Origin of the sequence: Romboutsia faecis (assembly GCF_014323405.1) — a bacterium.
In the GTDB taxonomy this organism is placed as follows: domain Bacteria; phylum Bacillota; class Clostridia; order Peptostreptococcales; family Peptostreptococcaceae; genus Romboutsia_E; species Romboutsia_E faecis.
The window spans coordinates 279,999-296,690 of sequence record NZ_JACRWE010000001.1 but is presented as its reverse complement, the minus strand read 5'-3'; the positions used below and the strand labels follow the sequence as shown (position 1 = coordinate 296,690).

Here is a 16,692-nt window from a genome sequence, read left to right as displayed (position 1 = left end):
TAGTAATTTATTTAGGTATATTTTTATGTACTTCATTATGTGTACAAACTAAAATTTTAAATAAAATTTATAATATTATTTTGTTATATATTATCTTTGAGTGTAAAAATATGTTAAAATATATACATAAGATAAAGTTATAAAATGTAAATCTTTAGGAGGATTGTAATGTTAAGTGTTTCAAGCATTATAACTATAGTATCATCAATTATTGAAGTATGGGGTTGTAAAGTAGTTTTAAATTATACAAGTAGTTTAAAGATAGACAAAAAGAAAATTGATATAGATTTTATTTTTGTAAACTTAATAATGATAGTTAGTCTTATTACAAACGTAGATGCTGACTTAAGAAGTTTAATTGTAATTATATTAACATGGCATATATATATAAATAAGTATGAAGTAGATACCATTAAATCTGTGATTATAGTAATCGGATACTGGACTGTAGTTACAGGGATAAATGCTTTAAGTATGGGAATTGTATTTGGAATAAATTCACTTGAGAGTATGAATATTTTACTAGATAGTAATATATATAGGTATGAAGCTATTTTGATTGGAAAAATATTATTAATAATAGGTTTAAATATGTATAAATTATTTGATGGCAAATCAAAATTTATTAAAAAAGATATAATTTATATGATTGTACCTATAATTGCAAATCTAGTATCAATATTTATTATTTATAAATATATGTTAATGACTATGAGTGACTCTAGAATAGATAAGATAGAGGTTGTATTTGTATCAGTAATTTTATTCATGTCGAATATAAGTTTAATACTAGGTATTAATAGAATCATTATAAAAAGTAAGAATTATGTTGAAATAAATAGTTTAAATGAAAAAATAGATAATGAATATAAATATTATTTAAAAATAAAAGAGAACCAGAGAAAAATTAGTGAATTATACCATGATATGAAAAACCATCTTATATGTATAAAAGAATTAAATAAAAGAAATTATGATTCTACAAGCTATGTAAATAGTATTGAGTCAAAGCTTGAACATTATAATAACATATTTAACACAGGGAATACAATTTTAGATATTGTATTAACAGAAAAAAAGGAAATATGTATATATAAAAAAATAGATTTTATCTGTAACATTAATTTTACAAAGTGTGGGTTTATTGAAGATGAAGATGTATGCACTATATTTTCAAACTTAATAGATAATGCAATAGAAGCTTGTGATTGTATTAATGAAGGTGATAAAAAAATTATAATTGAAGGAAATATTATTGAAAAGTTCTTTATTATGAAGTGTAGTAACACTAAAACTAATTATATTGTTGTAGATAATAAGAATAATATATGCACAACTAAAAAAGATAAAAATTCACATGGACTAGGAATTAAAAGTATGAGAAGAGCAGTTGAAACTTATAATGGAGAGATGATAATAGATTACTCTGATAATGAATTCACAGTTAAAATGTTGTTACCATTAGTGTAGAAAATTGAGAATATTGGTAATAAATTGAAAAATATTGGATATTAGTGTATATATATGATATTATAAATATGACATTATTTAAGGGAGTAAATTAATGATTAAAAAGTTTGTAAATTATATGACAAGGAAATTCATTGATACTGGAATTATAGAAAGAGATGATGATGAAGTCTTTGCATATGGGTTAGAAATTATAACTTCTGCGAGTATAAACACAATATTTGCATTAATAATAGGAACAGTGATGGGGAGATTTATTGAATCAATAATATTTTTAGTTTCTTTTTGTATAATAAGGCAGTTTTGTGGAGGATACCATGCAGACAGTAATAGAAAATGTATAATTAGTTTTAATAGTATTTTTGCTATTAGCATTATACTTGGTTCAATAATAGATATTGAAAAGTTTAGTTTATTTTTTATTATATTAACAGTAATGAATACAGTATCTATATTCGTATTAGCACCAGTTTGTCATATAAATAATCCTCTAAGTAATGAGGAATATAAATCAAACAAATTTAAATCAAGACTGATATCAATGTTTATTTGTATAGTTATTATTATAGGAGTGCAATTAAACTTAGATAAATATATCATATATAGCTGTTTGGCTTTAACATGGGTAAACCTATTAATGATAATTTTAAAAATTTCAAATATAATTAGGGGGAAAAAATATGAAAAAAGTAGCAGTTAAATTAATGAAAGTTTGTGGTCCATTAGTTTTATCAGTAGCATTTTTATCATCATCATCTACATCAATATGGCATATACACCAACCAAAAAAACCAGCTAAATTAAATAAATGCTAATATATATAGTTAAAATTTAGCTTTTATAAAAAGAGCAATAATTTTAGATGTGTTAAAACATTAAAAATTATTGCTCTTTTTTATTTATTAACTTTATTAAGCTTTATAGATTTCTTCATTTAAATTATTTTCTGATTTAGAAACGTATACCGCTGTTGCGGCATCACCTACAACGTTAAGTGATGTAACTAACATTTCTATTGGTCTGTTTATTGCAAGTATCAATGAATAAGCAAGTACAGCAGCATCATTATTATATCCCATACCAGTTAGAACTGTGAATAGTATAATTGCTCCAGCACCTGGTGCAGCAGGTGTTCCAATTGAAGCTATAAGTGCAAGTAATGCTATTATTAGTATGTTTCCAACTGTTATTTCATATCCTGCACTGGATGCTATAAATATTGCTGCTATAACTTGCATTATTGCAGTCCCATTCATATTTATAGTCATTCCAAGTGGTAATGTGAAAGAAGCTATTTCTTCATTTACTCCTAATTCTTCAACTATTGTTTTAGTATTTAAAGGTAATGTTGCAGCAGATGAAGAAGTAGAGAATCCGAATAAAGCAACTTTAGTGATTTTCTTTATAAATTTAACTGGGTTTAACCCTGTAGAAATATATATAAATAAAGCATATCCAAAGCTTAAGAATATTAATAAAGCAATTGTAGCTGTAAATACATATGCTAATGCTGGTTTTAAATGATCAACGCCATATATTGCAAAAGTTCTTGTTATTAAAACGAAGATTGCTATTGGCCCAAATTTAGTTATTACAAAAGTTAAGAATGTTGTTATTATCTTATTTATATCTTGTAATATGTTCTTAAGTACTAAAATTTGATTTCCTAGTGTATTTATACAAATTCCAGTGATACTAGCTAAGAAAACTATAGATAAAACACGACCATTCTCACTAAATACAGAACCTATATTATTTGGTATAGCCTGAACAAATACAAGAAGTGGGTTGCTGCCAGTAGTTCCCTCACTTGAAGCTATATTATCAATGTTTACGTTGAATAATCCCATTTTATGAGCAGTAAGTCCAAATATTCCAGCTAAAACTAATGCAAATATAGATGATGCTAGAAATCCAAGTATTGTTTTATAAGATATACGACCTAATTTTTTAGTATCACTTATATTACACATAGCAAGTGTTATAGATGTAAATACCATTGGTACGATTACTAATTGTAGTGAATTTATAAATAGTTGACCAACTATATAAAAGATTCCTATTGCTTTGTTAGCCTCTGGTTTACTTATATCTTGGAATAATAAATTATTAATTAAAGTCCAAGTATCTAAATCACCATTTGAAATTAAACTTTCTCTTAAGAGAATGAATGATGTACCAGCGATTAATCCTAATATCAGAGCAATAGCCATTTTGATTGCCAAGTTATTGGCATTGTTTTTTGAAGTTTGAGTTTGCATAGTATCCTCCGTAGATGTTTGATTTAGGACACCAAAAAGCCTTAATACCAAAAGATATTAAGGCAAAAATACTACGTTATGTATATTTCCTTATTAGTCTCACGGGACTATCTTAAAGTATCCTATGGCATTTAATATACAGTAAGAATATTTATCATGTCAAGAAAAAACTACACAGAAAGACAAAATATAACAAAAATGATAAATAAACATAGTAAATTATCTATAAATGAAGCATGCAAAGGGTAATCATTGAGTAAATTAAACTTATTAGTTTGTTTAACAATTTAATAATATTTAACTATGATAGATTATCTAATACTAATAACAAATCATATTTGATTTAATTTACTTTTTATTAATATTGGTTATAATATCAAAAGAATTTAGTATAGATGTTATTATATATTTAAATATACTTAACCTTAGTTTAAGTAGAGGATATCTAAATAAAGTGTAATCTAATTGAATTAATATAGCGTTTGATTTATGAAACTAGTGATTTGATTCCAAACAGCATTACTTTCTGGGAGTAGATCATACATAAAAATATAATCATGAAACATTCCATCTTGGTCTATTAATTTTACATTTACATTTTCTTTTATTGCTTTTTCATAGATTGTAATACTATCACTCTCGAATATCTCATATGATCCAACTATAACAAGCATTGGTGGAAATCTTTTATAATTTCCGTAAACTGGTGAAATATAAGGATTATGTAAATCAATATTACCTGCATACTCAGTTGGTAATATAGGTTTACTTTTCTTCATACCTTCATCTATTCCAAATGTGGGGTCAAGATACAAATTATATTTATAAGAGTCTCCTTCTTCTGCCAAGTCGGCCCATGGAGATACACAAATAATACCTGCTGGCATTTTGGAACCATCGTCACGCAATTTTAGTGAAAGGGATAGAGCTAAATTTCCTCCAGCGCTATCACCCACAATAATGATATTATCAGGTTTATATCCTAAGTTTAAGAGATAATTCCATCCATCTATAGCATCTTCCAAAGCTGATGGAAATGTATATTCTGGAGCCAGGCGATAATCAAGTGAAGCAACATCAGCGCCATTAGCTTTTTTTGATAACACTATTGAATTTTTTCTATGCATATTATTAAGTTTTACTAGATAAGCTCCACCATGTAGTTGATAAATTAGTTTATCTTGTTTTACATTATTTTTTAATAGTTCAATATGAGAAGAAGAAAGCTTATGTGATTCAACTTTGTATCCATTAGGAATTTTCCATAAAGGTTTCTCCTTATTTAAAATGTCAATGGATGATTTACTTGAAAAATTATTTAAAAAGATACCTGGAGAAACTCCTAGTTTATTAATTGTTCTAACTCCTTCACTTGCAATACTACCTAATAACGATATATTTTTATGAGGTTTTGAAATATATAGATTACTAATAGCTATTATAATAGCTATTAACCATAGTACTCCACTTTGCCATATTTTCCACGAATTTAAATTTATAAAATAATATAATGTAGATACGGTAAATAATAAGATATAAAATCCATACCATTTTGAATGTATCATAATCATTAAGAATAATATAAATCCAAATACAATAGTAGCTGATATGAAAAAACTAATATTCTTATAAAATTTGTTCTTGTATTCTTTATTCATATTTTAAAGTCCTTTCAATTAAAAAAATGCACAAGAGATATATTATAAATGCTTAATCATTTTGTTGAAATGATTTAATCTGTAGAGTTATTTTATCCAGAACATTATGAGAATAATAGTGTATAAAATAAAAAATAAAGAATATAAATATTAATTAAATAATAGAGTACAAAAGGGGGGATTATTTTGGAAATAGCAGTAACAGGTATATTTATATTGTTAGTGGCATCTATAGTATATAAATTTTTAAAAGAAAAGAAATATTCCAATGAATCTGCATTAGGCAGTATTGCATCTACAATAGGAGTACTTGGAACATTTATAGGAATAGCAATAGGTTTATGGAAATTTAACCCTAATAATATAACTGAAAGTGTTCCATTACTATTAACTGGTATGAAGATAGCATTTGCAACATCTATAGCAGGGATGTCAGCAGCTATACTTATGAAGTATATAGCTTTAAAAAAAGAAGATGAAGAAAATATTGACGATATTATGGAGCTTTTTAACACTATGATATCTGAAAGTAGAAATGTTAATGCAACTTTAGTACAAAATCAAGTACAAATTGAAGATGTATTAAATAAAGTAAGTGAGTTATGGTCAAATAATCAACAAAGATTTACTAAAGAATTAGCTAATGAAATAATAAACTTAAATAATAATACAATATCTAAACAAGAAGAACTTATTACTGAGTTTAAAAAACTTGGAGAAACTTTTAAAGAGCTTAATAGTGGAGTAAGTGGCCTTCTTAAGTGGCAGGAAAATTACAAGGAAACTATAGAGAGTAATACTAAAGAATTAAATTTAGTTTTAGAATCTATACATAATACGGACGAGTCAATTAAGAGTATAGCTAAAAATTCTTCTTTAATAAAAGAGAATAATGAGAACTTAAGTAAAGCTTTAAAAGACATAAGAAGTTCACAAGAAGTTATAGTAGATGGAACAAAGTCAATAATTCAAATATCAGACAAAGCGAAAGAATCTATACCTGAGATTAATAAATATTTTGAACATATTGATATACAGCTAAAAGATGTAGTAGATAATTTGGATATGGTAATTCATGATAATAGTAGAAAACTAGAAAAGCATCTTGAAAAAATAACTTCAGAGTCCTTATCAAAAACAACTCGTTGTATCGCAGACAATAATATGGAATTTAGATCTGAAGTTGAGGAATACCTAAATAGATTTAAAATGATTGTATATAATTTAAAGAAATGTGTACCTGAAATAAATAATAACCTATATCAAACAAGCCATAGATTTAATAAAGCCCTAACTACTTATAACAACGAAGTACAAAAATCACTACAACAAAACTTAAAACAACTTAACAAGCAAGTTGACTCTCTACAAAAATCAACGGATAGCATAAATTATAACTTGGAAAATACAATTTCAGACTCTACAAAGAGAATAGAAAATTTAAGTACGGCGACGTCAAATCAAATAAAAATAATGATAGAAGATATGGAAAATATATTTACTAGAAAAGTTGAACAACTAGATGAAACATTGGAAGCTGAGCTTACAAAATCTTTAAATTCTTTAGGTAGTCAGTTAATTACAATATCTGAGAAATTTGCAAATGATTATACTCCTTTAGCAGATAAATTAAAAGAAGTAGTAACTATTGCTGAGGGAGCAAGATAGGATATGAGTAAACTAGATAAATTTAAAAGAAAAAATAATAATAATGAAGGAGTAAATTCATCAATAGCAGACCTTATGTCTGGGATTATGATAGTTTTCTTATTTATAGCAGTTGCATTTATGAGCAAGGTTTATGATGAAAATGTAAATATAAAAAAACAACAACAAACAGTTGAAAATATAGTAGATACCTATGAAGAAACGAAGATAAATATATATGAAGATTTATATAATGAATTTAATGGCGATATGGATGCCTGGCAAATGGAAATAGAAAGTGATGGAACTATAAGATTTAAAGAACCAGAAGTATATTTTGAAAAAGGAAAATCTGAATTGAAGTCTCAATTTAAGGATATTCTTGATTCCTTCTTTCCTAGATATATAAATGTAATTTACAAAAATCATAAAGATAATGTAAAAGAAATAAGAATAGAAGGGCATACGTCTAGTGAATGGGAGAAAAATACAAATACAAAGGATGCTTACTTTGGAAACATGGAACTTTCTCAAGATAGAACTAGAAATGTTTTGAAATATATTATGAATATTCCAAAACTTAATCAATATGAAGAGTGGTTAATAGACAATATAACTGCAAATGGAATGTCTTATAGTAAGAGAATTTTTGATGAAAATAATATGGAAGATAAGAATGCATCTAGAAGAGTTGAATTTAGAGTAATAACAAATTCTGATGAAACTATTAATGAGATTATAGAGAATTATAATGATTAGAGGGAGATTTATGAAGTTACCTGATTTTTTAGAAAATAATATGTTTAAACAAGTAAAGAGTAAGATGAATATAAATGAGGGATATGTAGTAGAAACTGACTTTAATATACAGTTTGAAAGACTAAAGTTAGATAATAATAGAAGATATACTAGAGATTGGATTATTGTATCTAGGAGGTATAAAGAACAGAACAACTGGACATGTGAAGAGTGTGGACTTGATTGTAACATTACTAAATATTATTTACATACACATCACATTAATCATAATAGATACAATAATAGTTATAATAATCTTAAGGTATTATGTAGAAGTTGTATTAGAAGATATTAAACGTATATAAAAAGCTTAAACATGATCTTAGAACTATCAAAAGACTGAGAAAATATATTATGTAAATTATTTACTTATATTACTGGAAATTAGAATTTCCAGTAATATTTTTTATTTATAGAAATATCATATTATAACTTTTTACTTTAAATATAAGATTAATCTCTTACAATATCTATTGATCCAAGCAATATGTGAGCTGCACCTAAGCCTACTAAAAAAGTTCCAATAAGACTTGTATAGTCATTTCTTTTGCAAGTATTTGACTTAGACTGATTGCTATCTAAAGCAATTCCTGTTGCTGTAACTATTGTTCCTAGAGCTACTGGTATTAATCCTTTTCTCATAAGTATAGTCTCCTTTATTTTAGAATTATATATAGTTTTAACTTAATAATATAAATTAAACTGTAAATTATTAGATTAAAAACATGATAAAAACAATTAATAACTAATACTATATTTGATAATTAATACTTATCACTTTTAAAAATAATAAGATCTTAGTTATTGCACAAATTATATTCATCTTTAATTTACTAAGTATATTTACAATATTTTTCGTATTGTAATACCAAATGTACATAAAATAATATAGATTTTAAGAAATCGAATGATATATAGAAAGGATTTTAATTATGAATAAATTAGAATTTACTAAAGAAAATCAACTAGGACTAGTTAAAGATTATGAGGAGTTTAGACAAAGTTTAAATGGACAATTTAGTGGAGAAACAGCAGAAGTAGGGTTATATTTAGCTATGGCAAGAGTAGCTCAAAGACAAGGGTATGCAGAGGTAGCTGAAGTTCTTAAAGTTATAGCTTGGGAAGAAGCAGAGCATGCAGCACAGTATGCAGAGTTAATGGGCAAGGTATCAGATTGCACTAAAACCAATATATCTAATATGATTAAAGGTGAGTTAGGGTCCAATAAATATAAATCAGAGCTTGCAGAGAAAGCAAAAGAAAGTGGACTTGAAGAGTTATATACTTTTATAGACCATGCAGCTAGAGATGAAGCTAGACATGCTAGTATGTTAAATGGAATGTTAGATAGATTATAAATAGATAACTTATCTTATAACAATATAATATATAAAAAGAAGAATTTAATTCTTCTTTTTATATATTTGATGAATGTTTATAAAAATAAAAATTGATGATAAAATATTAATTACATTCAATTAATATATTTTTCACATCTTTTGGAGTTACTTGTTCGTAAACTCTACCGTTAACAGTAACTATAGGAGAACGTCTACAAACACCAACACATCTTGAGCATTCTAAGCTAAATTTTAAGTCATCAGTAGTAAAACCTGATTTTATTCCCAGCTGATTTTCAAACTCTTTAAGTACCATTTTAGAGTCATTTTTAGCACATGCACCGCTTACACATATATTTATTTTATACTTACCTTTTACTTCAGTATTAAAGTATGAATAAAAGTTAATTAATTCAGATATTTTGATATGCGAAACACCTGATTTTTTTGAAATATAATTTTGCACATCATTAGGAATATATCCAAATAAATTTTGTGCCTTGTGCAAAATAGGCATTAAAGAGTCTTCTTTATCAGAAACAGAATTTATAAATATATCTAATTGTTCAAATAACTCTTTGTTTATTGAAATAAAATCACACATTAAAAATCATCCTTTGTCAGCAAAATCGCTTAATAAATTTTTACTTCTAAATAGTTTTATACCAAATATTATAATTAATAATCAAATATTATATAATATATAATTAGATTTTAAAACTGAAAGTTCTAAAATTTTCAATGAATTTTGTAATTTATTTGATATTGTATTTTGGATATTAGAATGATATTATTAACATAAATTTTAAAAAGGAAAAGGTAGTTGACTATGAGCAAAAAGACATTAACTATTGGTATTGTAGCAGCAATACTTCTTTTATTTGGTGGATATATTTTTATGAAACCTTCAACAAAAGGATCTAATCAAAATAATAATAACAAAATAGAGCAAAATGAAGAAGCAAGTAGTAATAAAACCATTGATTTTCTTAGAAATGTTCAAGGCTTAAAAATTGAAAGTGTAGAATTAGTAGACAATCCAGTTGGATTTGAAGGGGCATTTTTAGCACCAGAGCAATCAATAAGAAATGGAGTAGACTACTTCTTAAAGGAAAGTAAGAATGAAAAAATAGATAGTATTAGCATTGATGTAGATGGTGGGTACATAAAGGCAAATGTAGATTATAAAATAACTAATAAAATTACTACGCCAATAGAAGTAAAAGTAATACCTTCTTTAAATAAAGATAAAGATTTAGTTTTAAAAATTGATGAAGTAAAGTTTTTAGATTTAAAGATAGCAAATTGGATAGTAGATTTAGGCGTTAAGAATTTTGTAAAAGACCTTTTCTCTGGAGATAATAACTTGGCAGTAGAGTTCAATGATGGTAATGTTTTAATTGATAAAAGTAATTTCAAAGGTGTAGTTTTAAATAATATATCAATAGATTCTAAAATGTTAAAGCTAGATATGAGAATAGATTTAGAAAAATTAATTTAAAGTTATGTGTTTCAGGAGCAGGCGAATATAAATTTGCTTTGCTCCTTTGTTTTACCCCAAATTGATATGTGGATTAGTAAGCTAAGATAGGTGATTTAGATTATTACATGTAAATATTTCTTATTTATTAAAAAATATTTATAATATGAGTAGAAATAGATAATAAAAGAAGTATAGTAAGAAATTGTTTTCTATAAAGGGTAAGGAGATGCCATTAAAAAATATTATAGTAAATATATAAAATAGCAATAAAAAATATAAAAATATAAAGTTGACTACATCAACTTATAGGACTATAATTGTTTTTATTAAATGAAGAAGTTGTATTGTAGAACAGAAGGAGATGAATAACATGGAAAATACAATAGAAGCAATAGCAACTAATAATTTAATTTTCATATTTGCAATTATAGCTACAACTGGTATCGTTTTAGGTAGATTAAGTGAAATATTAAAAATACCAGATGTTATATTATATTTAATAGCAGGAATTATAATAGGACCGTCTATGTTAAAAATAATAAGTGTTCAAGCTTATCCAATTGAAAATAATCTTATACTTACTTTTGGATCAGCATTTATATTATATGAAGGTGGGAAAGAAATAAATTTAAGAGTACTTAATAAAGTTAAAATAAGTGTAGGAATGTTAGCAAGTATAGGTGTTGTAATATCAGCATTTGTTGTAGGAATAGTTTCGAGTAAGATATTTGGACTACCTTTAATGACAGCTTTACTTCTAGGTTCAGTAATAGCATCAACTGATCCTGCAGCTCTTATACCAGTTTTCAAACAAGTAACTATAAAAGAAAAAATAAAACAAACAGTAGTCAGTGAATCTGCATTTAACGATGCAGTTGGGGCCATCTTAGTTTCGACCTTACTTGGAGTTATAAGTAAAGGAGAGTTTTCTACAATGAAAAGCTTAGAGGAATTATTAATATCTACATTAGTAGGGGTAGGTTCAGGAGCTTTAATTGGATATGTTCTAACTGTTCTTGTATCAGAGAAAAGAATAGGTATATTCCATTCTTATGCACCGATAATGTCTATATTAAAAGTTGCGTTAGCCTACGAATTAGCGATTTTATTCCATGGAAGTGGGTATATGGCAGTATTTATAGCAGGGCTTATATCTGGAAATAAGAAATTATTTGGACTTTGGATACCAGAAGCAGATTTCAATTCAGAACACTGTTTTTCTGAAAGTATAAGTTCACTAGCTCGTATGGCAATTTTCGTTGTACTTGGTGCACAAGTTAATTTAGAAGCTCTTAGTAAATACTGGTTACAATCATTATCAATAGTGTTAGTGTTAATGTTTGTAGCTAGACCTCTTGTAGTATTAATTTCAACTGCATTTGATAAAAATGCAAAATGGACTTTTAAAGAGAAATTATTTATGATGTGGGTAAGAGAAACTGGAGTGATACCAGCAGCATTATCAGGGATTATAGTTTCTATGAAACTTCCTGGATATGAAATAATATCTTCAGTTGTATTTATGACAATACTTATAACATTAATAGTACAAGCTAGCACAACTAAATTAGTAGCGAAAAAGCTTGATGTATTAGAAGAAGATGATATAGTAATTTTAAAAGAATTAGCATAAAGTGTTGAAATTTTAATATTAATGATATTAGCCTGAGTTTATACTCAGGCTTTTTATGATTAAATTTATTACAAAAATGATATTCGACAACAAATGACAAAATTAATTAATGTAATATGATATAGTATCCTAATCAATTATATAAAACGCCATCATAAAGCTTAAATAGTTCTTCTAGTAACGGAACTTCTAGTGGCAAAATTGTATATACTGTTAGTGGTAATAGTTATTATAATAAGTCTAATAGCTGTAATATTATAAAAAGAGTTAGTGGTAAGACTGTTGATTTAAATAACTTTGGCGGTAAATATGTATGTAATTGTGTGAAATATTAGTTAACTAGAATATGGAGAATAGTATTATGACGCATAAATTAAAAGAAAAGCTTGGAAGTTTGTTATCAAAATGGTTTGATAATTTAGGGTTTAGTTATTCAAAAGAAGAATCTATTCAATGCTTAAATTGTAAAAAAATTATAGATACAGATTTCGATGAATTGAGAAAATGTAGTTGTGGATGCAGTTTATTTGTTATTGATTCAAAAAAATATACTATAGATAAGGGAACTGTACACTGTAATTGTGAAAAAGGTAATTTAGAAAATGTCTGTCATGTAAATTGTGATCATGGATCTATTGAAGAGTATATTTGTAGTAATTGTAAAAATGAAATATCAATATATCAAGTAGTTTAGTGGTAAGATTGGATTTAAGAAGCAAACTATTGCAGAGGCTTAATTTAGAGATTTTGTAATAGTTTGTTTTTATTTAGAATACATTAACAAATATCTATTTTAAAAAGTTAAAAATGATTACAATCCTAGAAAGAACTTATTGGACATGTCGTCAATCCATATATATAAAAATGTGATTAATAAATATATGTGGGTGAAGATTATGGGTATAAAAAAGAATCAAAATCAAATTTTGTTTTATTTATGGTTTAGTTTGCTTATTACAACGATGAATTATACATCAATAGAAGTGACTCAATATGTTAATGAAATTAAGCAGGAAAAAGTAGAATTGCAAGCTCAGCAAGAAAAAGTAGCTAAAGAAAATAGAGAGAAAGAACTTGAAGAACAGTTAAAAATGGTTGGAGTAAATAAAGAAGGTAAGGAGTATACCTATGATGCTAAAGAGATACAAAAAAAATTGAAATCTTGTGATTACTCAAATGATGGTAATAAGATTGTATTTCTAACTTTTGATGATGGATCATCAACATCTGTTACTCCTAAGATATTAGAAACGTTAAAAGAAGAGGGTGTAAGAGCTACATTTTTTGTATGCGGAAAAACAATAGAAGACGGAGGCGAAAAAGCCAAAGAACTAATTAAGACATCATTTGATTATGGAAATGCAATAGGGAATCACTCATATAGTCATGACTATCATACCTTATATCCTGGCAGAAATTTAGACATTGATGCTTTTAAAAAAGACTTTCAAAAAACTGACGAGATCTTAAAAGATATACTAGGGGAACATTTTTCAACTAGAGTTATAAGATGTCCTGGAGGGTATATTTCTTGGAATAAGATGGATAAGCTAGATGAATATTTAGATGAAAATAATATGGCTGAAATAGACTGGAATGCTTTAAATTCAGATGCTGAAGGTAAGAAGAAAAATGCTCAAGAATTAGTAAAACAAACTATAAAAACATCTTCTGGAAAAGATATAGTAGTCTTATTAATGCATGATACATATGGAAAAGATGAAACTGCTAAGGCTCTTCCAGATATAATTAGATATTTTAAAGAACAAGGTTATGAGTTTAAGACGTTATCATAGAATTATGAAAAAATAATATAATATATCTAGGTGATATACTCTCTTTATAATAATAAAATTCTTATTATAAAGGGAGTATATTTTGTATAAAATTTAAATATAGATAGATATATTAACAAATAATTATAATTTTTAGGGAGAACATACTAAATAAAGAATTACATATCTGCTATATACTTAAAAAGATGTAATTAGTAGGATTTTTTACTTTTATATATTTGCTTAAAAGAATAAGATAGTGTATTATGTATAAAACATCAATGGTTATTAAATTAGAAAGGAGAAGTATATGGAAGAATTAATGTTACTACAAGAGCATATACCGAAATTATTACTTGCAGCATTAATAGGCGGAATCATAGGACTTGAACGTGGAAATAGAGGTGGAGTTATTGGTTTTGGAACATTGTCAACCTTAACTCTTGGATGTACGCTTTTGACAATAATATCAGCTTATGCAATTGGCACAGATGCAGACCCTTCAAGACTTATATCTACAATAATAAGTTCTATAGGTTTCATAGGTGGAGGAGTTATATTTACTCAAAGAAATGATAATGAAAAATCAGTTAGAGGATTAACTAGTGCATCAATAGTTTTTTGTTTAGCAGCAATAGGTATATCTATTGGATTAGGTTATTATGGAATAGCTATAGTTACAGCTATATTAATTGAATTAAATGTTTTAATATCTAGATTTATAAAGAAAAGACGTAAAGAAAATGAAGAAGATGATGAGAGTGAGTTTTAAAGGTACTTATTAATATAAAATAAGTACCTTTTTTATTTAGGCTATGTTAGCTAACTTTGTGATTAATTATATCTAAAATAGATATAAAAGCTATGATAAAAGATTGGAAAAAGAATGAACTTACAGAGTTAATTTCAGTAGCACAAGAAGTATTAAGTACTTTATTTAATTCCTCTGAAATTAGAGATAATGTTAAAGAAAGCAGATTTTCTAGAGGATACGAATGCCCAAAATGTCAATGTAAAGATGTAAATAAAAATGGGAAATCTAACGGAAGACAAAGATATATATGTAAATGTTGTCGTACAAGTTTTGATGAGTTTACTATGTCTCCATTCTCTAATACAAAATTAGGCTTAGATAAATGGCTAAAATACTGCGAATTAATGATATTAGGACTTTCTATAAGAAAATGTGCTGAAGAAGTCGGAGTGGGTGTTAAAACGTCTTTTTACATGCGTCATAGGATACTTGATGTAATAAATCTATCATTAAAAAATGATAAAGTTGAAGGTATAGTTGAAGTAGATGAATGCTTTATTAAAGAGTCTTTTAAAGGGAATCATTCTAAAAGTACTACATTTGTAATGCCTAGAAACCCTAGAAAAAGAGGTAAAGGTAAAAATGATAAGAAGAAAAGAGGAATATCAAAAGAGCAAATTTGTATAGAGACAGCAATTGATAGAAAAGGAAATATCCTTATGGGTGCTATTTGTAATGGTAGAATTACAACAAATCAAATAGTTAACTTCTTTGACAATAAAATATGTGAAGATGCTACTTTTTGCGTAGACTCACATAAATCATATATGGGAATAAAGGACAAGTTGAACATAGAGTTAAAGCAAGTTCCTAGAGGAAAATCAATGATAGATAGTGTTTATCATTTACAGCATATAAATGCTCTTCACAGTAGCTTTAAGAGATGGTTAATGACTTTTAATGGTGTATCCACAAAATATATCAATAATTATTTGGCTTGGTTTAAATTTCTACAACTAAGTAAGAAGAATAAAAAGAATGACCGAATTAAAGATATGCTAGTGAATGTAGCTACTAAGGATACATATGTAACTAGAGCCACTATTAGAAATAGATTCATTGAGTTAACATAAAATAAGGAACTTTACTTCAAATTAATGAAACCATTTTATAATTGGAAAATAGTTGAATACTTTATATAATATAATTAAGTTCGCAATTGTTATATAATGTGAAATGAAGACGTAATGAATTTATGGGAGGGGAAGTAAATATGGATAGCTCATCAGCATACACTCTAGGTGTATCTATAATTATAGCTGGATATTTTATAGGAAACGGAATAAGAAATGGACTTACTTGTTTTAGTAAGGGAGAAGTTCATAAAGATGAGACTAGTATGTGGGATTTATTAAGAATGCAAAATGAAGATATACGACAAAGTAAATTTGTAAAAAAGAAGTATATGCGTAGATACTTTGGATTGTCAAAAAAACAACTTGATAACTTTTTAAATCAACATTTAGATATACCAAGTATAAATATAAACGGAGAAACTTATTATATTAGAGAAGAACTCAATGAATGGATGAAAAATTTATATAGTAAATAAGTAAAATATATGCGTTTGCAATATTAATATATTACGAACAATTTATAGTAAGTTATAAAAACAACCACATCTTAGAACTTAATATATTGAAAAGTCTAAGGTGTGGTTGTTTTTATGTCATATTTATCACTAAGATGGCTAACATAGCCTTTATTTAAAATTAAAATTAAGATTAAAATGATAAATAAAATTGATAATTTAATAAAAATATTATAAATGGTAGGAAATATTATGAGCATAAAAGCAATAGCAATGGATGTT

The 16,692-nt window shown here is 26.2% G+C and carries 18 protein-coding genes; 14 read left to right on the top strand and 4 right to left on the bottom strand.

The features are described 5' to 3' along the window. Positions 1–168: 168 nt before the first annotated feature. The 3 genes from H8923_RS01405 to H8923_RS01395 all read left to right on the top strand — a co-directional run bounded on the left by H8923_RS01405 (position 169) and on the right by H8923_RS01395 (position 2,285). Positions 169–1,470 carry a sensor histidine kinase gene (locus H8923_RS01405; protein WP_153971392.1) on the top strand — a complete coding sequence of 434 codons (1,302 nt, stop codon included), beginning with the start codon at positions 169–171 and terminating at the stop codon, positions 1,468–1,470. Positions 1,471–1,564: 94 nt separating this feature from the next. After that, a complete protein-coding gene (locus tag H8923_RS01400; protein WP_153971393.1) occupies positions 1,565–2,170 on the top strand; it encodes an accessory gene regulator ArgB-like protein in 606 nt (201 codons plus the stop codon). Further along, on the top strand, positions 2,151–2,285 hold the full coding sequence (locus H8923_RS01395; RefSeq protein WP_153971394.1) for an AgrD family cyclic lactone autoinducer peptide: 135 nt from the start codon (positions 2,151–2,153) through the stop codon (positions 2,283–2,285). Before H8923_RS01400 ends, H8923_RS01395 begins: the two co-directional genes overlap by 20 nt. A gap of 96 nt (positions 2,286–2,381) precedes the next feature. Here the strand turns inward: H8923_RS01395 and H8923_RS01390 are convergent, their stop codons facing one another. Both H8923_RS01390 and H8923_RS01385 read right to left on the bottom strand, forming a co-directional pair. Then, a complete protein-coding gene (locus H8923_RS01390) occupies positions 2,382–3,731 on the bottom strand; it encodes a dicarboxylate/amino acid:cation symporter (protein WP_243139927.1) in 1,350 nt (449 codons plus the stop codon). 470 nt (positions 3,732–4,201) lie between these two features. Continuing rightward, a complete protein-coding gene (locus H8923_RS01385; protein ID WP_153971395.1) occupies positions 4,202–5,389 on the bottom strand; it encodes an alpha/beta hydrolase in 1,188 nt (395 codons plus the stop codon). 186 nt (positions 5,390–5,575) lie between these two features. On the opposite strand from H8923_RS01385, the gene H8923_RS01380 reads away from it, so the two are divergent. The 3 genes from H8923_RS01380 to H8923_RS01370 are packed head-to-tail and all read left to right on the top strand — an operon-like array spanning position 5,576 to position 8,129. After that, entirely contained in the window at positions 5,576–7,057 is a 1,482-nt protein-coding gene (locus H8923_RS01380; protein ID WP_153971396.1) for a hypothetical protein, read from the top strand. A 3-nt stretch (positions 7,058–7,060) separates the two neighbouring features. Continuing rightward, entirely contained in the window at positions 7,061–7,795 is a 735-nt protein-coding gene (locus H8923_RS01375) for an OmpA family protein (protein WP_153971397.1), read from the top strand. 10 nt (positions 7,796–7,805) lie between these two features. After that, positions 7,806–8,129, top strand: coding sequence for an HNH endonuclease (locus H8923_RS01370; RefSeq protein ID WP_153971398.1), 324 nt, complete (start codon positions 7,806–7,808; stop codon positions 8,127–8,129). 158 nt (positions 8,130–8,287) lie between these two features. On the opposite strand, the gene H8923_RS01365 is transcribed toward H8923_RS01370, so the two are convergent. Further along, positions 8,288–8,476, bottom strand: a complete 189-nt coding sequence (locus tag H8923_RS01365; RefSeq protein ID WP_153971399.1) for an asparagine synthase — start codon at positions 8,474–8,476, stop codon at positions 8,288–8,290. 290 nt (positions 8,477–8,766) lie between these two features. Between H8923_RS01365 and H8923_RS01360 the strand changes: the two genes are divergently transcribed. Then, positions 8,767–9,192: a ferritin-like domain-containing protein gene (locus tag H8923_RS01360; protein WP_153971400.1), complete on the top strand. Its 426-nt coding sequence runs from the start codon at positions 8,767–8,769 to the stop codon at positions 9,190–9,192. Positions 9,193–9,298: 106 nt separating this feature from the next. Here the strand turns inward: H8923_RS01360 and H8923_RS01355 are convergent, their stop codons facing one another. Further along, positions 9,299–9,778 (bottom strand): NADH-quinone oxidoreductase subunit NuoE family protein, encoded by a 480-nt coding sequence (locus tag H8923_RS01355; RefSeq protein WP_153971401.1) that lies wholly within the window; start codon positions 9,776–9,778, stop codon positions 9,299–9,301. Positions 9,779–10,003: 225 nt separating this feature from the next. Here H8923_RS01355 and H8923_RS01350 point away from each other — a divergent pair, with 225 nt between their 5' ends. The 7 genes from H8923_RS01350 to H8923_RS01320 all read left to right on the top strand — a co-directional run bounded on the left by H8923_RS01350 (position 10,004) and on the right by H8923_RS01320 (position 16,431). Continuing rightward, positions 10,004–10,675 (top strand): hypothetical protein, encoded by a 672-nt coding sequence (locus H8923_RS01350; protein WP_153971402.1) that lies wholly within the window; start codon positions 10,004–10,006, stop codon positions 10,673–10,675. Between the two features lie 352 nt (positions 10,676–11,027). Then, entirely contained in the window at positions 11,028–12,290 is a 1,263-nt protein-coding gene (locus tag H8923_RS01345; RefSeq protein ID WP_153971403.1) for a cation:proton antiporter, read from the top strand. A 361-nt stretch (positions 12,291–12,651) separates the two neighbouring features. Continuing rightward, on the top strand, positions 12,652–12,984 hold the full coding sequence (locus tag H8923_RS01340) for a hypothetical protein (protein WP_153971404.1): 333 nt from the start codon (positions 12,652–12,654) through the stop codon (positions 12,982–12,984). Between the two features lie 202 nt (positions 12,985–13,186). Next, positions 13,187–14,086: a polysaccharide deacetylase family protein gene (locus H8923_RS01335; RefSeq protein ID WP_330596602.1), complete on the top strand. Its 900-nt coding sequence runs from the start codon at positions 13,187–13,189 to the stop codon at positions 14,084–14,086. A 289-nt stretch (positions 14,087–14,375) separates the two neighbouring features. Then, the gene (locus H8923_RS01330; protein ID WP_153971405.1) at positions 14,376–14,837 is read left to right on the top strand and encodes an MgtC/SapB family protein; all 462 of its coding nucleotides are present in this window, start codon (positions 14,376–14,378) and stop codon (positions 14,835–14,837) included. 68 nt (positions 14,838–14,905) lie between these two features. Continuing rightward, the gene (locus H8923_RS01325; RefSeq protein WP_187127828.1) at positions 14,906–15,952 is read left to right on the top strand and encodes an IS1595-like element ISCpe8 family transposase; all 1,047 of its coding nucleotides are present in this window, start codon (positions 14,906–14,908) and stop codon (positions 15,950–15,952) included. Between the two features lie 140 nt (positions 15,953–16,092). Then, positions 16,093–16,431, top strand: coding sequence for a hypothetical protein (locus tag H8923_RS01320; RefSeq protein ID WP_153971407.1), 339 nt, complete (start codon positions 16,093–16,095; stop codon positions 16,429–16,431). Positions 16,432–16,692: the final 261 nt, after the last annotated feature.